This is a genomic window from Propionispora hippei DSM 15287, from assembly GCF_900141835.1.
Lineage (GTDB): Bacteria > Bacillota > Negativicutes > Propionisporales > Propionisporaceae > Propionispora > Propionispora hippei.
On record NZ_FQZD01000004.1, the window covers coordinates 216,306 to 238,639 of the forward strand.

18 protein-coding genes, 4 tRNA genes and 1 other RNA gene are annotated in these 22,334 nt (G+C 45.8%); 21 read left to right on the forward strand and 2 right to left on the reverse strand.

Features of this window, described 5'->3' with window-relative positions; all coding sequences use genetic code 11:
• Positions 1 to 96: 96 nt before the first annotated feature.
• From F3H20_RS01110 to glyS, 7 genes are all read left to right on the forward strand, one after another.
• Positions 97 to 681: a DUF502 domain-containing protein gene (locus tag F3H20_RS01110; RefSeq protein ID WP_149733147.1), complete on the forward strand. Its 585-nt coding sequence runs from the start codon at positions 97 to 99 to the stop codon at positions 679 to 681.
• Positions 682 to 731: 50 nt separating this feature from the next.
• Positions 732 to 2,045, forward strand: coding sequence for a hemolysin family protein (locus F3H20_RS01115; protein WP_262501585.1), 1,314 nt, complete (start codon positions 732 to 734; stop codon positions 2,043 to 2,045).
• Positions 2,046 to 2,067: 22 nt separating this feature from the next.
• Positions 2,068 to 2,220: a hypothetical protein gene (locus F3H20_RS19795; protein ID WP_188128160.1), complete on the forward strand. Its 153-nt coding sequence runs from the start codon at positions 2,068 to 2,070 to the stop codon at positions 2,218 to 2,220.
• 5 nt (positions 2,221 to 2,225) lie between these two features.
• Positions 2,226 to 2,990 (forward strand): DNA repair protein RecO, encoded by a 765-nt coding sequence (gene recO / locus F3H20_RS01120; protein WP_149733149.1) that lies wholly within the window; start codon positions 2,226 to 2,228, stop codon positions 2,988 to 2,990.
• 86 nt (positions 2,991 to 3,076) lie between these two features.
• On the forward strand, positions 3,077 to 3,469 hold the full coding sequence (locus tag F3H20_RS01125; protein ID WP_149733150.1) for a DUF4342 domain-containing protein: 393 nt from the start codon (positions 3,077 to 3,079) through the stop codon (positions 3,467 to 3,469).
• A 349-nt stretch (positions 3,470 to 3,818) separates the two neighbouring features.
• Positions 3,819 to 4,703, forward strand: a complete 885-nt coding sequence (gene glyQ / locus F3H20_RS01130) for a glycine--tRNA ligase subunit alpha (RefSeq protein WP_149733151.1) — start codon at positions 3,819 to 3,821, stop codon at positions 4,701 to 4,703.
• Positions 4,696 to 6,765, forward strand: a complete 2,070-nt coding sequence (gene glyS, locus F3H20_RS01135; protein ID WP_149733152.1) for a glycine--tRNA ligase subunit beta — start codon at positions 4,696 to 4,698, stop codon at positions 6,763 to 6,765. Before glyQ ends, glyS begins: the two co-directional genes overlap by 8 nt.
• Positions 6,766 to 6,835: 70 nt before the next feature.
• Here glyS and F3H20_RS01140 read toward each other — a convergent pair whose 3' ends face one another.
• A complete protein-coding gene (locus F3H20_RS01140) occupies positions 6,836 to 7,306 on the reverse strand; it encodes an organic solvent tolerance protein OstA (protein ID WP_091743520.1) in 471 nt (156 codons plus the stop codon).
• A gap of 131 nt (positions 7,307 to 7,437) precedes the next feature.
• Here F3H20_RS01140 and F3H20_RS01145 point away from each other — a divergent pair, with 131 nt between their 5' ends.
• The 10 genes from F3H20_RS01145 to rnpB all read left to right on the forward strand — a co-directional run bounded on the left by F3H20_RS01145 (position 7,438) and on the right by rnpB (position 14,891).
• Positions 7,438 to 8,433, forward strand: coding sequence for a deoxyguanosinetriphosphate triphosphohydrolase (locus tag F3H20_RS01145; RefSeq protein WP_149733153.1), 996 nt, complete (start codon positions 7,438 to 7,440; stop codon positions 8,431 to 8,433).
• 567 nt (positions 8,434 to 9,000) lie between these two features.
• On the forward strand, positions 9,001 to 10,803 hold the full coding sequence (dnaG, locus tag F3H20_RS01150) for a DNA primase (RefSeq protein WP_149733154.1): 1,803 nt from the start codon (positions 9,001 to 9,003) through the stop codon (positions 10,801 to 10,803).
• Between the two features lie 45 nt (positions 10,804 to 10,848).
• Positions 10,849 to 11,970, forward strand: coding sequence for an RNA polymerase sigma factor RpoD (gene rpoD, locus F3H20_RS01155; RefSeq protein WP_091743517.1), 1,122 nt, complete (start codon positions 10,849 to 10,851; stop codon positions 11,968 to 11,970).
• Positions 11,971 to 12,043: 73 nt separating this feature from the next.
• A tRNA-Asn gene (locus tag F3H20_RS01160) sits at positions 12,044 to 12,119 on the forward strand.
• Positions 12,120 to 12,164: 45 nt separating this feature from the next.
• A tRNA-Ile gene (locus tag F3H20_RS01165) sits at positions 12,165 to 12,239 on the forward strand.
• A 17-nt stretch (positions 12,240 to 12,256) separates the two neighbouring features.
• A tRNA-Glu gene (locus F3H20_RS01170) sits at positions 12,257 to 12,331 on the forward strand.
• A 7-nt stretch (positions 12,332 to 12,338) separates the two neighbouring features.
• Positions 12,339 to 12,414, forward strand: a tRNA-Val gene (locus F3H20_RS01175).
• A 107-nt stretch (positions 12,415 to 12,521) separates the two neighbouring features.
• Positions 12,522 to 13,211 carry a tRNA (adenine(22)-N(1))-methyltransferase gene (locus tag F3H20_RS01180; RefSeq protein ID WP_149733155.1) on the forward strand — a complete coding sequence of 230 codons (690 nt, stop codon included), beginning with the start codon at positions 12,522 to 12,524 and terminating at the stop codon, positions 13,209 to 13,211.
• Positions 13,202 to 14,323: a Nif3-like dinuclear metal center hexameric protein gene (locus F3H20_RS01185; protein WP_149733156.1), complete on the forward strand. Its 1,122-nt coding sequence runs from the start codon at positions 13,202 to 13,204 to the stop codon at positions 14,321 to 14,323. Before F3H20_RS01180 ends, F3H20_RS01185 begins: the two co-directional genes overlap by 10 nt.
• Positions 14,324 to 14,552: 229 nt before the next feature.
• An RNA gene (gene rnpB / locus F3H20_RS01190) (RNase P RNA component class A) lies at positions 14,553 to 14,891 on the forward strand.
• A 58-nt stretch (positions 14,892 to 14,949) separates the two neighbouring features.
• On the opposite strand, the gene F3H20_RS01195 is transcribed toward rnpB, so the two are convergent.
• Entirely contained in the window at positions 14,950 to 15,510 is a 561-nt protein-coding gene (locus F3H20_RS01195; protein ID WP_149733157.1) for a nitroreductase family protein, read from the reverse strand.
• Between the two features lie 204 nt (positions 15,511 to 15,714).
• Here F3H20_RS01195 and trxA point away from each other — a divergent pair, with 204 nt between their 5' ends.
• The 4 genes from trxA to mutL all read left to right on the forward strand — a co-directional run bounded on the left by trxA (position 15,715) and on the right by mutL (position 22,326).
• Entirely contained in the window at positions 15,715 to 16,035 is a 321-nt protein-coding gene (gene trxA, locus F3H20_RS01200; RefSeq protein WP_149733158.1) for a thioredoxin, read from the forward strand.
• Between the two features lie 499 nt (positions 16,036 to 16,534).
• Positions 16,535 to 17,872 carry a tRNA (N6-isopentenyl adenosine(37)-C2)-methylthiotransferase MiaB gene (gene miaB / locus F3H20_RS01205; protein ID WP_188128161.1) on the forward strand — a complete coding sequence of 446 codons (1,338 nt, stop codon included), beginning with the start codon at positions 16,535 to 16,537 and terminating at the stop codon, positions 17,870 to 17,872.
• A gap of 27 nt (positions 17,873 to 17,899) precedes the next feature.
• On the forward strand, positions 17,900 to 20,494 hold the full coding sequence (gene mutS, locus F3H20_RS01210) for a DNA mismatch repair protein MutS (protein WP_149733160.1): 2,595 nt from the start codon (positions 17,900 to 17,902) through the stop codon (positions 20,492 to 20,494).
• Positions 20,491 to 22,326 (forward strand): DNA mismatch repair endonuclease MutL, encoded by a 1,836-nt coding sequence (gene mutL / locus F3H20_RS01215; protein WP_149733161.1) that lies wholly within the window; start codon positions 20,491 to 20,493, stop codon positions 22,324 to 22,326. Before mutS ends, mutL begins: the two co-directional genes overlap by 4 nt.
• The last annotated feature ends 8 nt before the right edge of the window (positions 22,327 to 22,334 follow it).

The window sequence follows — 22,334 nt, forward strand, 5'->3', positions numbered from 1 at the left end:
CATAGAAAGATTCTGATGACTACCTGGCAGGTAGTCATTTCTCTTTATTGACCGCAATCAGGATAGATGGTATCATTTGTAAAGAGGAGTATTTTTATGAATCGAATTTCCAAATATTTCATCAATGGCTTGATTGTGATTGTTCCCATTGCCATTACCGCTTTTGTTGTTGTACAGATTTTTTCCATGGCCGAAGATCTGCTGGGACGACATCTGCCGGTACATTTTCCTGGTATCGGGATTGTTACGGTGGTCATCCTGCTGGTTGTGACGGGTTGGCTATCTTCGTATTGGATATTGAAACGTCTTTTGGAATTTGGCGAGCGATTGCTGGATTCCATTCCCATAGTAAAGTTTATTTACAAAAGCATCAAACAATTATCTACGGCTGTTTTTGAATCACAGCATCTGTTTAAACAGGCTGTTCTGGTGCCTTATCCTCATCCGGGGGCAAAGTCAATCGGCTTTATTATGTCGGAACTTTCCGAACCGATGGCGGAAGCTTTGGACGGAGAACATGTCTGTGTCTATGTTCCGATGAGTTTTAATTTAACCAACGGCTTTAATATTCTGGTACCTAAGAAGGATATAATAGTTTTAGACATTACCAGTGAGAGTGCACTGCAGTATATTTTTACAGCAGGAACCATTATGCCGGTCCGGCATGATGTGCAAAAATAGGGAGAGGATGCGCTATCGATTCGCCTTTATATAGTACGGTAAAAATAATATTGGCTTTGTTATTGGTTTTTCTGAATGGTTTTTTTGTTATTGCTGAATTTTCGCTGGTAAAAGTAAGAAAGACCCGCTTGGAGGAACTGGCTCATCAGGGCAATAGCCGGGCTGCTTTGGCTCTGAAGGTGGTGTCGGGCTTTGACACCTACCTGGGCGCCACTCAGTTGGGGATTACTTTGGCTTCGCTGGCTCTAGGCTGGCTGGGGGAACCTGCCGTGGCGTCATTGCTGGTGTCTCTGTTTAACGACATTCTGCCGGACAATTATTATTGGCTGGCGTCCACCGTCAGTGTGGCTCTTGGGTTTATATTTATTACCTTTCTGCATATTGTATTGGGCGAATTGGTGCCCAAATCACTGGCTATTCAAAAGACTGAGGAAGTCGCTTTATTTTCTGTGTGGCCCTTATATATTTTTCATAAAATCGGGTATCCTGTTATTTTACTGTTCAATCAGGCAGCGCAGGCATTTTTGGCCATCCTGGGGATTAAAGCCGCGAAAGAGGCTGAATTGACCCATTCGGAAGAAGAACTGCGCATGCTGGTAAGCGCCAGCCACCGTGGCGGTGTACTAGATCAAATGGAAAGCGAACTGATTGACAATGTGTTTGATTTTGCCGACCGTCTGGCCCGGGAAGTTATGATTCCGCGCCAGGATATGGTGTGCCTGTTTGTTGATGATTCTTACGAAGAGAATCTGCGGGTAGTCCGGGAAGCCAGCCATACGCGGTTTCCGCTTTGCATTGAGGATAAAGACCATGTGATCGGTATGGTTCATTTAAGAGATTTGATGGATTTTGATCTATGCAATTCTGAAAATAAAGATTTGAAGACCATCATGCGGGAGATTCTGGTCGTCCCGGAAGGAATGTCGGTAGCAAAACTTTTGCAGGTCATGCGGCGGAAACGAATCCATCTTGCGGTGGTAGCCGATGAGTATGGCGGGACGGCAGGCTTGGTGGCATTGGAAGACGTCATTGAAGAAATTGTCGGCGATATCCAGGATGAACACGATGAAATTGTCGATGTGGAAATTCAACGGCTGGAAGAAGGCAGTTACGAGTTTGACGGACGGGTGCTTCTTGATGATGTTACGGATATTTTGCATATCGAATTGGAAGACCACGAGGAAGATACGATCGGCGGGTATATTTTCGGCCTGTTAGGCCGCAAGCCGGAAATCGGTGATACAGTAAATATTGGTGCCTATGTCTTTGAAGTATTAAAAGTTAATGGATTTCGCATAGTAAGAGTGAAGGCAAAACAATTGCCGGGGCCTTCTGTGGATGACGATGAGTTAATAAGCCAATAACTATACGAAGGGATGATAGTACATGTTATTACGAGAAGTCATGTGGGAAATCTTTTTAACTACCGGACATATCGGAGCATATCTAGCTTACCGTTCGTGTAAGGAGTGCGATTCTTTCGCCGGCCAGCCCTTTTTAAAAGAAGCAATTCATACTAACAGAGTGGAAGTAGTTTAAAGCATATGATCTATCCAGTGGAAGCCGTTTTGTTGGCGGTACGCGATTGGCGGGATGCCGACAGGCTGGTTACGTTATTTTCAAAAGAACAGGGAAAGCTGACAGCCGTCGCTTATGGCGCCAGGCGGCCCAGCAATCGTCTGGCCGGAAGCATTCAGCCGTTTGCTTATTTGGATTTGCAGCTCCAATCGGGCACCGGTATGGAAGTAATTAAGCAATGCGAAGTGAAAAATCACTTCCGTCCGGTTCGTGAAGAGCTTACTTCCATGTCCTATGCGTCTTTTCTAACAGAACTGGTCATTGAACTTTGCCCGGAACGGCAGCCGGAGCCTCTGCTTTTTGATATTCTGTTGGATGCGTTTTCGCTGATGAGAACCAGGAATCCAAGAATTGTGGCCTTGGCCGCTGCCTGGAAAATCGTGGAGATCAGTGGCTATGTTCCGGAATGGCAGGTATGTGTTGCCTGTGGACAAGCTCTTCAATATCCGGCCTTTTTTGATGCCGGCGCCGGCGGGGCAGCCTGCTCTGTCTGCTCTTCCCGGGAGCTTCAGCTTGATAAACCGGCGGTTGAACTGATCAATACCTTGCTGGAACTGGATTTTAAACAGCCTGAAGACTTTTCGGTTACAGGGGCTGCTTTGGTGCAGGCTGAGGCGGTTCTGGTGAAATATTTACTGTACTGTCTGGATAAGCCACTGAAATCCCTGGGCTTTATCCGACAATTACACGCCGTTAACCGTTCCCGCTCTGCTAGTACCTTGTCAGTTTAAGACAGTAGAAGGATGACAAAGTTATTAAATGGTATAGGTTTCACGGCGGCGGGTATTATAAGAATAAAAATCTGGAGGAACACATAATGGAAGAAATTACTCTGGAAAAGATTGACGCTATACGGAGCAGAACTGGTGTTTCTTATCGTGAGGCCAAGGAAGCACTGGAACAAGCGCGGGGCAATGTCGTTGAGGCCTTGATTGCGCTGGAAAGCGAAAAACAGACGAACTGGACGGAGGAGTTTTCCGTCCGATCCTCAGAAGTGATTGATAAGGTGAAAGAACTGATTCATGAAGGAAATGTCAATAGCATTCGGGTAAAGCATGAGGATAAGACCTTGGTGGATATTCCTGTCGGCTTAGGTGCGCTTGGCGCTGTTTTTCTACCGCAACTGGCCGCGTTAGGTGTTTTGGTTGCCGTGTTTAAGCGCTGCACCATTGAAGTTATTCGCAACGATAAGAACGATCACGAAGAATAAGAGTTTATTGCGTAAGATTAAATTGACATTGCCTGGCTTATTTGGTATATTGTATAGTAAAATACGGCAATGAAGAAAAAGAGTAGCCTGCGTTTTAGCGAGCCGGGGATGGTGCAAGCCCGGGGTATGGTCAGGTGAAGGCGTTTTGGAGCTGCGGACGGAAATACTGCGATGGTTTTATAGCGGTAGAGTAGAAGCCGTAATATTTTAAAGTGGGCACTTGCCAAGCAGGGTGGAACCGCGGGATGATAAAAATCTCGTCCCTGGTAACAGATTGTTACTGGGGACGCGGATTTTTTTTATTTTTGTCTTTTATTTTATTTAAGGAAAAATTACAGGAGGGGAATATATGACATTTCAGGAAATCATCTTAACTTTACAGAATTTCTGGGCGGAGCAGAAATGTATTTTACAACAGCCTTATGATGTAGAAAAAGGGGCGGGAACAATGAACCCGGCGACTTTTTTGCGGGCTTTAGGGCCGGAGCCTTGGAACGTTGCTTACGTGGAGCCGTCCAGACGGCCTACTGACGGCCGGTATGGCGATAATCCCAATCGCTTGTTTCAGCATCACCAATTTCAGGTGATTATGAAGCCGTCACCCGACAATATACAGGAACTTTATTTGGAAAGTTTGTCCCGTCTGGGTATTGACCCGGCTAAGCACGATATTCGCTTTGTGGAGGACAATTGGGAATCTCCTACGCTGGGCGCCTGGGGATTAGGTTGGGAAGTATGGCTGGATGGCATGGAAATTACTCAGTTTACTTATTTTCAACAGGTGGGAAGTATTGATGTTAAGCCTGTATCGGTTGAAATTACGTATGGTTTAGAACGGCTGTCCATGTACATTCAGGGAAAAGAAAATGTGTTTGATATTGAATGGGTGGATGGCATTACCTATGGTGATGTTTTTCATCGGAATGAAGTGGAGCATTCTCATTACAACTTTGAATTGGCTGATACCAACCTCTTGTTCCAATTGTTTGATCTGTATGAAAAAGAGGCTTTACGCGTGTTAGACAGCGGTTTTGTCCTTCCGGCCTACGATTATGTCTTGAAGTGTTCTCATACCTTTAACTTACTGGATGCGCGAGGGGCGATCAGCGTGAGTGAGCGTACCGGCTTCATTGGCCGGGTTCGCAACATGGCCCGGCTCTGTGCGCAGGCTTATTTGACTCAAAGGGAAAAACTGGGGTATCCGCTGCTTAAGGGAGGAAAGAATAATGCCTAAAGATTTATTGTTGGAAATTGGAACTGAAGAAATCCCAGCCAGATTTATGCCGGACATTTTGGCGCAATTTGAGAAAATTGCCAAAGATAGACTGGAGAAATTACGCATCGCTTATAGCGAAGTGCGGACATTCGGCACACCGCGCAGAATAGCGCTTGTCATTCGTGAACTGGCAGAGCAGCAGAAAGATTGGCAGACGGAAAACAAAGGGCCATCGCTGAAAATTGCCTTTGACGCGCAGGGGCAGCCCACCAAGGCTGCGCAGGGTTTTGCCCGTGGACAGGGTGTTGATGTGAATAGTTTAGTTACCAGGGAAGGCTATGTATATGCGGTGATTAATGAAAAAGGCCGGTCGGTAGCTGAGCTGATACCAGAAATGCTGCTTTCACTGATTCAGAGTCTGAACTTTCCCAAGACTATGCGCTGGGGCGATCATGATATCCGTTTTGTCCGACCGATTCGCTGGTTGTTGGCGCTCTGCGGTACGGAGTGCATTCCGCTGACTATTACGGATGTAGTAAGCAGCAACTATACGTTTGGCCATCGTTTCCTGAGTTCCGGGGCAATAACGGTTGATTCGGTTGATGATTATTTTAAAAAACTGGCTGATCATTTTGTTATGGTTGATCAGGAGGAACGCCGCAGGGTTATTCGTGAACAGGTGGAAAAGCTGGCCGTAAGTCATGGCGGAACGGCTGAGATTGATGAAGAGTTATTGGAAGAAGTTGTGTTCTTGGTAGAGTATCCTACTGCTCTTTGTGGTACCTTCGATAAAGCCTATCTGGCTTTGCCGGCGGAAGCCATTGTAACGCCGATGCGGGAACATCAACGGTATTTTCCGGTCAGAGCCAAGGATAAATCGTTGCTGCCGGTCTTTATTACGGTACGCAACGGCAACGCAGATCATTTGGAGATTGTTCAGCACGGCAATGAACGGGTACTAAGGGCCAGACTGGATGATGCCAAATTCTTCTTTGAAGAGGATCAGAAAGTGACACTAGCCAACCGGGTAGGCCGATTGAAAACGATCGTGTTTCAGGATGGTTTGGGAACGTTATATGATAAGACCTTACGGGTTCAGCGTTTAGCTGGTCAAATTGCCGGTAAGCTTGGTCAAGACAGTAATACCTGTGCAATTGTGGAAAGAAGTGCGTTGTTAGCCAAGGCTGATTTGGTCACAGGCATGGTGTATGAGTTTACCGAACTGCAGGGCATCATGGGGCGCCAATATGCTCTTCTAAATGGTGAAAAACCGCCTGTAGCTCAAGCAATTTATGAACATTACCTTCCCCGTTTTTCCGGTGATGAACTACCGCAAAGTGATGCCGGCCGCATTGTCAGCATTGCCGATAAAATGGATAATATCGTAGCCACTTTTAGCCGCGGCTTGATTCCGACAGGCTCTCAAGATCCGTATGCTTTGCGCCGCCAGTCACTGGGGATTGTCCATATCCTGATTGACGGAACTTATCACTTGTCACTGCAAGAGCTCTTGGAAGATACGCTGAACTTATTACAAATTACCGACGGAGCCAAACGGGAAAAGTTGACTGCCGAGGTGCAGGATTTCTTCCGCCTGCGTATTAAAAATGTGCTGGCTGATGCCGGTATCCGTTATGATTTAATTGATTCGGTATTGACTAGTGGTACGGATGATATTTATAATACCTGGCTTAAAGCTAATGCCGTTGCCGCTAACGCGGGGGGCGGTGAACTGCAGCTTGCGGCTCAGGCGTTTACCCGTATCGCTAATTTAACTAAAAATATCGCGGATACCATCAACTTAGCGATAAGCCCGTCTCTGTTTGCCAATCCGGCGGAACAAGCCCTGTATCAAACCTATGGTGCAGTCCGGGAGAAGGTATTGTCTGCTGCCGGCACCAAGCGGTATGACGAAGCCTTGACCTCATTATTTGGCTTGATTGCACCGATAGATGCTTTTTTTAGCGAAGTTATGGTTATGGTAGACGATCTGCCGGTGAGGAACAACCGTCTTGCCTTATTAAAGGCTGTGCTGGAACTGTCGCATACAGTGGCTGATTTTAGCAAAATTACTTTATGAGTAAATGAATAAAATAAATAAGAAAAACCTGTACAACTGTACAGGTTTTTCTTACCTTATAAATAATTACTTATAGGAAGCTGTTGGTTATTACATTGTAACTTGCCGTATCTGCCGACCAACTGTTGCCGTCTTGGGTAACCTGGACATTGCCGCTGAAGTCAGCCACTTTGGTCTTCCAATTGAAATCGACCTGGTTAGCCGTAATCTGCAGCCCGGAACGGGAAAAGCTGATGCCGCCGCTGATTTGGGCTAAATTTTTGGGAAAAGAGACATATACGGTGCTGCCGGTAAAATATATGTCGTCTTGGGTAAAGGTTACTCCACCAGAAGCCCAGACTTCTACGTAGTTTGTTCTGGCTTCGCCGGCCGTTACCACACGGTTTTTATGTTCAATATAAACATTGCCGCTCAATACCTGCAAGCCTGAAGTAATATCAAAATATTGATGGTCTGCCCGTATTGTCGGCATGGCAGCAAAGACAGTGCTGGTAAATAGGAGAGTAAGTAAGAGAAATACGATGGAAATCTTTTTTTTCACTAATGATCCCGCCTTTCTTCACTATTTATTATAACAGATTTCTGAATGTAGCGGAGTTGCTTTGTCATTTTTCCACAGCCAAATGATGGAAAAACCAATTGATAGGTTATATTTTGGTGAGGAGGATTTTTATGAATATACGTGAACGGATAGAAGAACAGGAGTATATCTACTTGGCGGCGGCAGCCAGTAAAAGTAAAACGGCTGTGAGGCAAAAGGAAGAAGAGCCATGTCCGTTTCGCACGGCATTTCAGCGTGATCGTGACAGAATTATACACAGTAAGGCGTTTCGTCGCCTAAAACATAAGACCCAGGTGTATTTTTCGCCTGGCGATCACTATCGCATGCGTATGACCCACAGTTTGGAGGTTTCCCAAATTTCAAGGACCATCGCCCGTGGGCTGCGCCTTAATGAAGATTTAATCGAGGCTATTGCTTTAGGTCATGATGTAGGACATACACCGTTTGGTCATGCCGGTGAATATGCATTAAGAGATCTAATCGGACATTATAATCATAATGAACAAAGTTTGCGGGTAGTAGAGTATTTGGAGAAGAATGGAAAAGGTTTGAATTTAACGGCGGCAGTAAAAGATGGCATTCTCAATCATACCGGTGAGCATAAGCCGTTTACCTTGGAAGGGAGCATCGTCCGGAAGGGAGATCGTATTGCCTATCTCTGTCACGATTATGATGACGGCATCCGGGCCGGAATGATTAAAAAGACAGATCTCCCGGCTCGGGTGGCAAAATGTATGGGAACACATCCATCCGATATGATTACAGTTATGGTTGCCGATATGCTTGAGGCTTCTGCCAATCTGACAGAAATCCGCCTGTCACCGGCTATTGAAGAGGCCATGAATGAATTACGAGAGTTTATGTTTGAAAAGATCTATCATTCGGCTGAGTTGGAACCGGACCGTAAAAAAGCCCGTTATGTGATTCAGAAGCTATATGAATACTTTGTTGCTAGGCCTTCGGCATTACCTGATGAATATTTGCAGCGACGGGATCGTTGGGGTTTGGAGACAACCGTTGCTGACTATATTGCCGGATTAACCGACGTATACGCCATTCATCTGTTTGAGAAATTATTTATTCCGGCTAATTGGCAAATTCGTTAGTACTTCGTCTTATTTGAAGCGTAAAAGAATTCACGGGAATTTGGGGTAGCGGAGGCGCGCCTAGCAGACATAAGTAAGCCGGCGACAGCATATGGGAAAGTACCATGAAGTTATTAGGATTTCAGAATAGACAGATGGCCGGGACGTATTTTGCAACTAACGTTTCATGGTGAAAACAGTGCCGTCAGGGACTGTTCCGAATAGTTTGCAAACATGCCCTGGGAGAAACTTTAATTTTAACATACTTTTGCACTTGATTGAGAGGATATTTAAATTATTTATTGAATACTATAAAAAATAAGCTAAGCTGTCAGAAGTATTAGCTTCATAGCAGGACTGTAGCAAATTATGTAGAATAAACTCAGAGTATGTCTACTTATGCTTTATACAATGGTTTGATTAAGCAGGAAAATTAGATAAAGGCGCGAATGTATACATCTATTGGCAAGGTTGCCGGAGTATATACCTTAATCATGGCTTTTGGTGTATAAATAATTGTCTAATGTATATACTTAATGCCAAGAATTGTATAAGTAAAGCAGGCAACCCAAAGGTGATTGGATTAGTATGAAAGATAAGGATTATGAGGATTTTGTTGAGAGGCTGCGTGCGGAGAGCGATATTGTCAGTATTATCTCCCAATATGTACCCTTGAAAAAGAAAGGGAAAAATTATTGGGGATGCTGTCCGTTTCATAATGAAAAGTCTCCGTCTTTTTCTGTCACTCCTGATAAAGGTTTTTTCTATTGTTTTGGCTGTCAATCAGGCGGTAATGTCTTTACCTTTTTAATGAAGATGGAAAACATGGTTTTTCCGGAAGCGGTAAAGCTGCTGGCTAATAAACTTAATATTCCGGTGCCAGAGAAGGAAAAGACAGAAAAGGAGCGCCAGCTTGAGCGGGAAAGGGCTACTTTGTTCCGTGCCAATGAATTAGCCAGGGATTTTTTTTATGCCTGTCTTACGAAAACAAATTTTGCTGAAGGAGCAAGGAAATACCTGGAGCGCCGGGGAATTACACAGGAAGCGGTCAAGCAATTTGGTCTAGGATTCGCTCCGCCGGCGTGGGATAAGCTGGTGAACGGGCTTTCCACAAGAGGTATTCAGCTTGAGACCATGATTAAGGCTGGTTTGGCTGCTGAGAGAAATTCCGGTGAAGGCGCTTATGACAGGTTTCGCAACCGGATTATGTTTCCTATCTGTGATTTGCGTGGTCGTGTTGTCGGTTTTGGCGGAAGAGTGCTTGATGATAGCCAGCCTAAATATCTTAATTCGCCGGAGACGCTAATCTTTAATAAGCGGCATATTTTATTCGGGCTTAATCTGGCAGATAAATTTATCCGGGAGACAGGACAGGCCATCGTTGTAGAAGGTTACATGGATGTTATTGCGGCTCATTCAGCCGGTGTAAAAAACACGGTGGCGTCGTTAGGGACGGCGTTTACCCTGGAACAGGCAAAAAGCCTGCGATCGGTTCATGAAATTGTGTTTGCCTATGACAGTGATGCAGCCGGACAGAATGCTACGCTCAGAGCGTTGGAAATCGCTAAAAAATTGGGCATAACTATTAAAGTGATAGCAATTCCCGATGGCAAAGATCCTGATGAATATATCAGAAAACATGGGGCCGATGCTTTTAAACTGCTTATTACCGAGAGTCTTTCGCTTGTGGAGTATAGTTTGCGCAACTCTTTACAAACCATAGATTATTCTACGCTAGAAGGCAAGGTGGCAGTGGTCAGTAAAATGATTCCTGTTTTAGCCTCGCTTGACAATGCGGTTGAGATAAATGAGTACATTACGCAAACATCCGAGGCGTTGTCCATTGATGAAAATTCTATTCGCAGTGAACTGCGTAAATATTTAAATATTGAAAAAAAGGATAGAATTGTAAATGTGGGAAAGGATAGTAGTGCGGTTTATTTGAAAAATCGGCAGGTCAGTCCCACGGAGCAGGCTGAAAAAACTATTATACGCTTTATGTGTGAGGATATGTCGATTATACCATATATTGAAGTACAATTGACACCGGAAGATATTCAGGATGAACGCAGAAAAAAAATAATGAAATCAATATGCAATGCGTATAATATGGAGAAAAATATTACAGATATCAGTTTTCAGGAAACTCTCGGAGAAGAGGCGGCCCTGGAATTTTCTCACATTATGCTAATGGATATACAATTAACCAATATGACACAAATGGTTGATGACTGCATAAAGAAGATCCGTCTGTTCAGTCTGAAAAAATTATATGAAGAACATCGGCTGCGTGCTGATGAATTACATCGTATGGGGGATAGTAGCTTTCTGCAGGAATTGGCGGAAAGTCAGCGAATTAATGATGAAATTACTAAATTGCACCAGTCATAGTAAGTGCTTGCCTAATTGTATTGTCAATGGAGGGGGGGAGTAAGAATGACAGAGAAAAAGAATGTACCTAATGTATCTAATGAGCATGTTAATGAATTATTGCATAAAGGAAAACAACGTGGCGGTGTTCTGACCTATGCTGAAATAATGGACACTCTCCAAGGCGATGATTTATCTCCCGACGAAATTGATGATATGTATGAAGTTTTTTCCAGCAAGGGTATTGAGATTGTCGATGAAATTCCAGATGTAGAAAGCATAGGGGAACCAGATATTTCAGAGATGGAAGAGGTAACGCCGGAAGAGGTGGATATTGACCTAAGCATTCCGGAAGGAATCAGTATTGATGATCCTGTGAGAATGTATCTCAAAGAAATCGGCCGTGTCCCGCTCTTAAATGCTGATGAGGAAATTAAACTGGCCCAACGGATGGAGAACGGTGATGAGGAAGCTAAGCGCCGGCTGGCTGAAGCCAATTTGCGTTTGGTTGTCAGTATTGCCAAGCGCTATGTGGGCAGGGGGATGCTTTTCCTGGATTTAATTCAGGAGGGTAACCTGGGGCTTATTAAAGCGGTTGAGAAATTTGATTATAATAAAGGCTATAAATTTAGTACCTACGCAACTTGGTGGATTCGGCAGGCAATTACCAGGGCGATAGCCGATCAGGCCCGGACAATCCGGATTCCGGTCCATATGGTGGAAACAATTAATAAACTGATCCGGGTATCCCGCCAGCTTCTACAGGAGTTGGGGCGTGAACCATTGCCCGAGGAAATTGCCCGTGAAATGGAGATCAGTGTTGACCGGGTGCGGGAGATTATGAAAATTGCCCAGGAACCGGTATCCTTGGAAACCCCGATTGGGGAAGAAGAAGACTCTCATTTGGGGGATTTCATTGAGGATCAGGATGCACCGGCGCCGGCGGAGGCCGCTTCGTTCATGCTTTTAAAAGAGCAATTGGAGGAAGTTCTGGAGACATTAACCCCGCGGGAGGAAAAAGTCTTGCGATTGAGATTCGGCCTGGACGACGGCCGGGCGCGTACTTTGGAAGAAGTAGGACAACATTTTGGTGTTACTAGGGAACGTATCCGTCAGATTGAAGCCAAAGCGCTCCGAAAACTGCGACATCCGAGCCGGAGTAAGAAACTAAAAGACTTTTTAGAATAAAATAAGCCTTTAAGGAAAAATAAATATTGACCAACTTATAATACTAGTATATAATATATTTCGTTGGTGACATTCCTCGATAGCTCAGTTGGTAGAGCAATCGGCTGTTAACCGATCGGTCGTAGGTTCGAGTCCTACTCGAGGAGCCATTTTTGTTACAGTAAACAGGATTTCTTTGGAAATCCTGTTTTTATGGGCCTATAGCTCAGCGGTAGAGCAGCCGGCTCATAACCGGCTGGTCCCTGGTTCGATCCCAGGTGGGCCCACCAACTGATTTATATTATATGGCCCGTTGGTCAAGCGGTTAAGACACCGCCCTTTCACGGCGGTATCGGGGGTTCGATTCCCCCACGGGTCACCAAATATACGGGCGATTAGCTCAGATGGGAGAGCGCCTGCCTTACAAGCAGGATGTCGGCAGTTCGATCCTGTCATCGCCCACCACACGAACTTACATGCAAAGCACAAGCTTTGCATTTTTTAATTTATGATAAAAGTCAATTATGCAAAGCGGGATTTTGTTATATACTAAAAAGGAGAGGTGATGGGATATGCCGTTAAGTAAGAGGCTCTCCGCCATCGCGAAGTTGGTTATACCGGGAGCCGGGGTAGCCGATATTGGTACGGACCATGCTTATTTGCCCATTTATCTTGTTGAGCATGGCGTGGCTACTCATGCCATAGCTGGCGAAGTCAATCAGGGGCCTTATCTGGCTGCTCAAGATATGATACAGCGGGCTTCGCTGCAGTCGAGCATTTCCTTGCGGCTGGGTGATGGTTTAGCTGTTTTACAGCCTGGCGAAGTGGAAACCATAGTGATTGCCGGAATGGGGGCAACCACCATGACCGATATTCTTAATGCCTGTCCGGCGGTTGTGCAAGCGGCTAAACGCCTGGTGGTGCAGCCGATGATCGGCGCCGCGCTAATGCGTCAATGGCTGACGAAGCATCGGTGGGCCATTTGCGAGGAAGAGCTGATTGTAGAAGATGATATTCTTTATGAAATTATTGCGGCCGAGCCGGGTGAGATGCCTGCCATGAATTCTCTTTTGTATGAGATCGGACCGGTTTTGTGGAGGCAAAAGCACCCGCTGCTGGAATATCATATGACGCAGATTATAAAACAATATAAAAAAATAGTTGAAAATCTGAAATTAAGTAAAACAACGGAGGCCGCCGAACGCTGTCAGCGGCTTGTAAAAAAAATAGAAGAGTTGGAGGCGTGGCGTACATGTCTGTGAAGTGTCAGGCGATTATGGATACTCTTTATAGTCTTGCTCCCGCTCAACTGGCTGAGAAGTGGGACAATGTAGGGTTACTGGTAGGTAGCCCCTCCCAAAAGATAAAAAAGATATTGGTTGTTTTGGATGTGACGTTGTCAGTCATCGATTATGCGGCAGCCAATCATATTGATATGATTATTGCTCACCATCCGCTCATTTTTCATTCCTTGAGAAGTATCCGTACCGATAAACCGGAAGGAGTTATGCTGGCCAAACTGCTGCAGAACGAAATTGCGGTATTTGCGGCACATACCAATCTGGATATTGCTGCAGGCGGTGTAAATGACAGTCTGGCCCAAAAAATAGCGCTCCAAAACGTAAAACCTCTTGCTGTTCAGCAAACCGGGCAGCTTTTAAAACTAGTGGCCTACGTGCCGCAGAATCATGTGGAAGAAGTGCGAACCGCCATGGCTGACGCCGGAGCCGGTCATATAGGACAATACAGTCATTGTTCCTTTCAAACAGCAGGAACAGGTACCTTTTTGCCGTTAGAAGGAACAGATCCATATATTGGTAAGGCCGGTCAACTAGAAAGGGTGGATGAAGTCCGCCTGGAAACTGTTTTGCCGGAAGCGATCAAGAGCCGGGTGCTTACGGCGATGCTTCGGGCTCACCCTTATGAAGAAGTAGCTTATGATCTGTATGGGCTGCTCAATCCGGGAGTGCCGCTGGGAATGGGCCGCATTGGCGATTTGTCCCACAAGGTCAGTATGATGGAATTTATTTGCTTGCTTAAACAGGCATTGGAGGTTTCTTTTGTGAAAGTGGCCGGTCAACATGAAGGTATGGTCGGTAAAGTGGCTGTTTGCGGCGGCAGTGGGGCCGGACTGATTGCCCAGGCAGTTGCTGAAGGAGCGGATGTATTAGTAACTGGCGATGTAAAATATCATGAAGCTCAGGCAGCGATTGCGGCAGGCCTAACGGTTATTGATGCCGGTCATTATGCGACGGAACAGCCTATAGTTGCTGATTTAGCGGCCTATTTAACACGGTGTGCCACAGAAAATAAATGGTTCGTCGAGATTGAGTCAGGGACTGGTTGTTCCAAAGATGTGTTTGATTTTTATTGAGGCTTGACACAAAGTAAAATAACTGATAACATAATAATCCGGTTGTTATGAGTCAAAAAGACGATTGCGAATGCGCTAGTGTTCCGCCAATTTTAAAACTGCAAATTAAATTTGCGGAGATTTTTTCGTAAGGCAAGGCGGAGGAGGTGCACCTATTGAACATAGGTAAACCGACGACAACGAAGCCTTACGAAAAAATCTCCGTGAAGAAATTGTAGTTTCAGAGTTGATGGAGCACTAGGGCGTATTTGAGGAAAGTCCGAGCTCCGTAGGGCAGGGTGCTGGATAACGTCCAGCGAGGGTGACCTCAGGGAAAGTGCCACAGAAATGTAGACCGCCTGGTATTTTCCAGGTAAGGATGGAACGGTGCGGTAAGAGCGCACCAGCAATCAGGTGACTGATTGGCTAGGTAAACCCCACTTGGAGCAAGACCGAATAGGGAAGGGATGAAGCTGCCCGCTGAGCCTTCCGGGTTGCGTCGCTTGAGCTGTCAGGCAACTGACAGCCTAGATAAATAATCGTCGCCGCGCGAGCGGAACAGAACTCGGCTTATTGATGACTCATAATGCTCATGGCCGTTGTACGATAAGCTGCATGCAGCCTATCGTACAACGGCCATGTTATTGTTATTTCCAGAAGACTATTTCCGGTGCATGTTTTACGACCGGTTCTTGCTCGCTGGCCGGATAGCCTACAATCAGTGGTGCAACCATAACATAAGTTTCCGGGATGCCTAGCTCTTGCTTGATAGGAGGCTGCTGCAGGAATTCCTGGGCAAAACCAATCCAACAGGTTCCCAGACCCAGGCTGTGGGCCGCCAGCATCACATTTTGCGCCGCCAGACAGCAATCTGTGACAGCAAACGGACTGGCTGGTTTGGCATAAACAAGCAGAAGTGTGCCGGCACCATAAAATATATCATAATCATCGCGTGATAACAGGGCATGATATTTCTGCAGTGAAGGAAGTTCTTCCATCTTACCGATAAGATGTGCCTTGACTTGCTGGGAATAGGCGGACAGTAGGTTTTGGTCCTGAATTACGCCAAAGCACCAAGGTTGGGCGTTGGTGGCACTGGGAGCCTGGGTCGCAGCAGTGCATAGTTCCTCGATTATTTTTTTATCCACCAGATGACCGGTATACTTACGCACAGAACGTCGGCTATACAGCGTTTCTTTGAAATCCATGGGTCTACCTCCCGAAAATATTTACCTTTATCATAGTAAATTATCCTGGAAAAGTAAAGCACGTCAGGTCCTCACAGTGGGAACTCAATTGACTTTTGGAAGAATATTCTATATAATTCTAATTATAATTGTTTTTGTTTTACCGTGTTAATGAAAGCCTTTTTTAGATAATAAACTTGATGGGATTATAGGGAGGTATGGCAGGTGAGTGTGATAAACATTTCAAGTCCGGCAGAATTTACACAGACAATTGCTGCCGACAAACCGGTATTAGTTGATTTTTGGGCTTCCTGGTGTGGTCCGTGTAAGATGGTTGCGCCTGAAATAGAAGCGGTAGCTGAGGAATATGAGGGGAAAGCCGTCATTGCAAAGGTTAATATTGACGAGCAGGCGGAACTGGCCAGCCAGTACAATGTGATGAGTATTCCGACCATATTGATTTTTAAAGCAGGCCAGGAAATAAATCGCCTGGTGGGGTACCGGCCCCGTAAAGATTTTAGTGTTGCGTTGGAGAAAAACCTATAATTTTTTGGGAAATCTTGCTTCTGTGAAATGTAGGGGATGGTTTTCCCGCAAGGCAGTGGTTTTTCTCCAGGTTTCGCAATGTTTCACGTGGAATATTTTACCAAATGACTTATTTGATTTTGCAAGCTTATTTGGGAGCATTGGAAGATCGTATAATACAGCAGGGCAATAACGAAAACGGCTCTTATTGGTATGTGCCAACTAAGAGCCATTTTGCTGCTTTAGGGCGGGTCATCATCTTTCAGTTTTAAAGTTGGTGGAGCCATCGTGTAGTGGCCCATTCACATTTCGCTTAATTACTTGTCTAAATTTCCAGCTGCTTCGTTGTCGTCAATCGGTGTAGGAACCACTACGTCTCATTCCTTCGCCTTGCAGATGAAAATTTATCCTGCGTCCTTTAGCTGAAATGTCAACGTGTCACTACACTAGGGGTTGTTGTTTGCTGCTTTAATATAGGGTATAATAACCATCAAGATATTTTATGGAGATGATTCTTTTTATGCAGGATGCGATACAGACGAAACGTATGTCCGTGCTGACATATGGATGCCAAATGAATGAAAATGATTCTGAACGGTTTGTCGGACAGCTGAAGTCTGTCGGTTATGAACTAACCGATAAGCTGGATCAGGCCGATTTAATTATGATAAATACCTGCTGCGTCAGAGAAAGCGCCGAGCAGAAAATTTATGGAAAAATTGGTGAACTGAAACGGCTTAAGGCGGTAAATCCTAATCTGATTATTGGGATTGCCGGTTGCATGGCTCAAAAAGACCGGGATGAAATTTTTAAAAAAGCGGCCCATGTCGACTTTGTCATAGGCACACATAATGTTCACAAATTAACCGAATTAATTGCCGAGGTGGAAAATAAAAAAGATAAAGTGCTGGCTGTCTGGGATCAGGCCGAACGGTTGGCTGAAAATGTACCTGCCGTACATAAGGGAAAGGTTTCTGCTTATGTCCCTATTATGTATGGCTGCAATAATTTCTGCACTTACTGCATTGTGCCTTATGTGCGTGGACGGGAACGCAGCCGGCCAATGAAGGATATTATTAAAGAAATAGAACAGTTAGGACAGGAAGGTTTTAAAGAAATCACTTTGTTGGGGCAGAATGTAAACTCCTATGGCAAGGATCAAAAACAGGAAGACGGTTTTGCCCAATTGCTGGCGCGGGTTGATCAGGTGGAGTCCATTGAACGAATTCGTTATATGACTTCCCATCCCCGTGATATGAATCAGGCTGTTATTGATGTAATTTGCCAAAGCAAAAAAATATGCGAGCAGTTTCATCTGCCGATCCAGTCAGGCAGCAATAGGGTTTTAGCCAAAATGAACCGTGGTTATACCACTGAGTACTATACTAAACTGATTGAGCAAATAAGAAAAAAAGTTCCCCAGGCCAGTATCACGACCGATATCATTGTAGGATTTCCCGGCGAAACTGAAGAATTATTCAAAGAAACGCTGGAATTTCTAAAAACAATCCGTTTTGATGCTGCTTATACCTTTATTTATTCCAAGCGGTCAGGCACTCCCGCAGCTACTATGCCTGATCAGATTCCGCTTGCCGAAAAGAAAGCCAGACTGCAGGCGTTAATGGATGTACAGAATACGATCAGCCTGGAAATTAATAAGCAATTGGAAGACAATGTGGTGGAGGTACTGGTGGAAGGGCCGAGTAAAAACGATGACACCAAACTGATGGGGCGTACCCGTACCAACAAAATCATACTATGGGACAAGCAGGGGCCGGAACGGGTCGGGCAATTGCTGTCTGTTAAAATAGATCGTGCCCAGACCTGGGTATTAAAGGGCAAACTCTATAATTATTAACTTGTTTTCCCGGAAAAGGAGGAGACGATGAGCGTAAGTTATACTCCTATGCTGGAGCAATACCGCGAGATTAAGGCTAAGCATCCGGAAGAAATTTTGTTTTTCCGGCTTGGTGATTTTTATGAGATGTTTTTTTCCGATGCCGAGTTAGCTTCCAGGGAATTGGAAATCACCCTGACCTCTCGCGAGGGCGGTCAGAATACGAGAGTTCCTATGTGCGGTATTCCTTATCATGCGGCAGATACCTATATTGCCAAACTGATTGGCAAAGGCTATAAAATTGCCATTTGCGAACAAATGGAGGATCCCAAGCAGGTAAAGGGATTGGTACGGCGGGAAGTGATCAAGATTATTACGCCGGGGACTGTATTATCGGAAAATCTTTTGCCTGACCAGAATAATAATTTTTTGGTGGTTGTTTGGGAAGAAAGCGAAGAAATCAGTCTGGCCGCGGCTGATATTTCCACTGGTGAGTGTTTGTGGACGGTTTTTAGTGGACTGTATCGTTTAAATGGTCTGTGTGATCAATTGTTTAGGCTGATGCCTGCCGAACTGGTGCTGGCCTCCAAGCTGGAAAATATAGCGGAACTGGAAGCTTTTATCGAGAATCGGCTCTCCCGCTGCACAGTCACTACGCTGAATGTGTCGGATGTTGATTCCATTAAGGCCTTGCCGCAGCAATTCTTTTCACCGGCGGAGCTTCCCCAGGCTGTTGGAGCTTGCATGGCTGTAGGTTGTTTGTTGCACTATTTGCAGCAGACAGTAAAGAACGACTTGTCACATATTAACTGCCTGGTTAAATACAATGCCGCCGAGCATCTTATTCTGGATGCAGCTACGCTGAGGAATTTAGAGATAACACGCAATATGCGGGACGGCAGTAAAAAAGATACATTGTTCTCCGTATTGGACTTTACCCAAACCGCCATGGGCGGACGGCTTTTAAAAAAGTGGCTGGAATATCCGTTATTGAAGACTGAGGAAATTACAGCCCGGCAGAATGCAGTGGGAAGCTTCCTGGAATTGCCTGTCGTACGCCAAAACATACATAGACTGTTAACGGGAATTTATGATTTTGAGCGTATATTAACCAGGATTGAGGTCGGAACAGCCAATGCCCGGGACTTGGTCGCTTTAAAAGCTTCTTTAGACATCGTGCCTGAAATTAAGGATTGCTTGCAGGATATCCGTGATCCGTTGCTGGCCTATCTGCAGGGGCAGATACGAAACCATGCGGATGTGGTCGAACTTATTGCTTCGGCCATTGTGGATACGCCACCCTTTTCGGTCCGCGAAGGCGGCATGATCAAAGAAGGTTATCATGCCGAACTGGATGAGCTGCGATTTATTTCGCGGGACAGTAAGAAATGGATACAGGAGCTGGAGTCACAGGAACGGGAAAAGACGGGAATCAAATCGCTCAAGGTAGGCTACAACAAAGTATTCGGTTACTATCTGGAGGTAACCCATACCCATGCGGCGGCAGTCCCTGCACAGTATATACGTAAACAAACACTGGCTAATGCCGAACGATACATCACACCGGAACTCAAGGATTTTGAAACCAAAATTCTTGGAGCCCAGGAGAAAATTGTATCCATCGAATACCATCTATTTAGTGAAGTTCGCGATTATATTAAAGAAAAGATTAAAGAAATTCAGCAGACAGCCCGGCAAATCGCCCAGGTGGATGTACTGACTGCTTTGGGAGAAGCGGCGGCTCGCTATAACTATATACGTCCGGCTATTAACACCAGAAATGAAATCATTCTTAAAGACGGCCGGCATCCGGTGGTGGAACGCTTGCTGGTACGGGAAATGTTTGTTCCTAATGACACGGTGCTGAATCATACCGACAGTGAAGTGATGATCATTACCGGTCCGAATATGGCCGGCAAATCGACCTATATGCGTCAGGTTGCCGTACTTGTCCTGCTGGCGCAGATCGGCAGTTTTATTCCGGCGCGGGAAGCCAGCATTTGTCCGGTGGATCGTATCTTTACCCGGGTAGGGGCAAGTGATGATTTGGCCACCGGCCAAAGCACCTTTATGGTGGAAATGAATGAAGTGGCGCAAATTCTTAAACATGCCACACAGAAAAGCCTGATTATACTGGATGAAATCGGCCGGGGAACCAGCACCTTTGATGGTATGAGCATCGCCAAGGCGGTTATTGAGCATATCAAAAAGAAGATTAAGGCAAAAACCTTGTTTGCCACCCACTATCATGAGCTGACTGATTTGGCGGAGTGGAATGGCAGCATAAAAAACTATTCCGTAGCCGTAAAGGAACGGGGCAAGGAAGTTGTTTTTCTGAGGCGGATTGTGCCGGGCGGTGCCGACAAAAGCTATGGTATCCATGTGGCTCAGTTGGCCGGGCTGCCGAAAGGCACGATTGAACGGGCGCAGGAGATATTAATTGAATTGGAGCAGCAGCATGTTTGTGTGCAGGAAAGAGTCGCCCAGGAACAGACGGCTGCGGCTAACCAGCCGACCCTGTTTAGCAGTGCGCTGGCGGATGATATCTTGTCACTGGACATTATGACACTGACTCCGCTGGAAGCGCTGAATGTGTTATACAAGCTTCAAAATCAGGCCAGACAGGAGACTGGAAAGCTATGAGCCATTCCATTATTCATGTGCTTGATGAAAATACAGCCAATAAGATTGCCGCCGGTGAGGTGGTGGAGCGTCCTGCTTCCATTGTCAAGGAGCTGGCGGAGAATTCGCTGGATGCCGGTAGCCGGAATATAGAAATCGAGATTGCCGAAGGCGGTATTCCCTTTATCCGGGTGACTGATGACGGCAGCGGGATGAGTCGTGAAGACGCGAAGTTGTCGGTGTTACGCCATGCAACCAGCAAGATCTATGAAGTTGACGATCTGGAATGCATAAGTTCTTTGGGGTTTCGCGGTGAAGCCCTGCCCAGTATCGCTGCGGTATCCAAATTTTCGCTTACCACCAGACTGCATGGGGAAGAACTGGGAACTTATCTGGAAATCCAGGGTGGAACGATAAGCGACCTTAGGGAAGGTGCCGGTCAGGTTGGTACCACCATTACCATTCAGGATTTGTTCTTTAACACGCCGGCCAGACGGAAATTTTTAAAAACACCGGCAACAGAGGCGTCACAAATTCATCAGGTTGTCACCAAGCTGGCCTTATCACACCCGGATGTATCGTTTAAATTGATTAATAATCAGAAACTGGTGCTGCACACGCCGGGAACCAATAAGCTCAGAGACACACTGACAAGCCTTTATGGTACTCAGATTGCGCCCGACCTTATTGAGATTGATTATGCCGATACGAATATCAGCATTTCCGGCATGATCGGTAAGCCGACCTTGCTTAAAGGCAGCCGGCAGTGGCAAACTTATATTGTCAATTTACGGGTTATTAACAGCCGGTTTATTGCTAAAGCCATTGATAATGCCTATCATTCTTTATTGCCGAAAACAGGGTTTCCCTTAGCTGTACTGCAAATAACGGTGCCGTTAGATAGCGTGGATGTAAATGTTCATCCGCAAAAAAGCGATGTCAAATTCCGCGATGAGCAACAAGTTTTTCGCGCCGTGTATAAGGCGGTTACAACAACACTGGTGAATCCCCAGCAGCCTACCCAACTGGCTTCTCCTATACGGCCGAAATTCATTGAACGCCATCCTGCGCAGCCGGTTGAAGGCTTATTTGGCAGACAGCCAGAATATAAAGAACCCGTACCCTATCAATCCTACCAGAAATCGAATGTGATATATGAAAAGCCGAGTGTGAGCTTTTCGGCTGTCCGGGAGGCTGTGAAGAGACAGGACGAAGAGCAAAAGGCCTCCTGGCAGGCTGAAGCTACGCCGGTGTTGCCTGCCAGGGCAGAAGAACCGGCAGAGTCTTTTGAACTACGCGTTATGGGGCAGATTGCCGAATGTTATCTGATCGCGCAAGGCAAAGACGGCCTTTACATCATTGATCAACACGCCGCCCATGAACGCATTCTTTATGATAAGTTTGGCCAGGCCGCCGAGCGCATTCCTTTTCAGCAATTGCTGGTGCCGCTTTTCTTTGAGTTCAGCCAGGTGGAAATTGATGTAATCAGCGAGCAGGCCGAGGTGTTTCAACAACTGGGTTTTTCCCTGGATGTGGTTGGACCTAACACCGTCAGATTGACGGAAGCTCCGTCAGATATTTCTCCTGCTGCCAGTGAGGCATTATTAAGGCAGATTCTGACTGAAATACAGGGCCTACATAATCCTACCGCCCAGGATCTGCGCCATGCCTGCCTGCAAATCGCCTCCTGCAAAGCGGCGATTAAAGCCGGCGATACGCTGTCGCTGGAGCAGATGCAGGCGCTGGTCAACGAGCTTTGTGCCACTACCCTGCCGTATACCTGCCCCCACGGCAGGCCAGTGATTGTCCGGTTTTCGCCGCAGGACATGGCAAAAATGTTTAAACGAACTTAAGAACCACT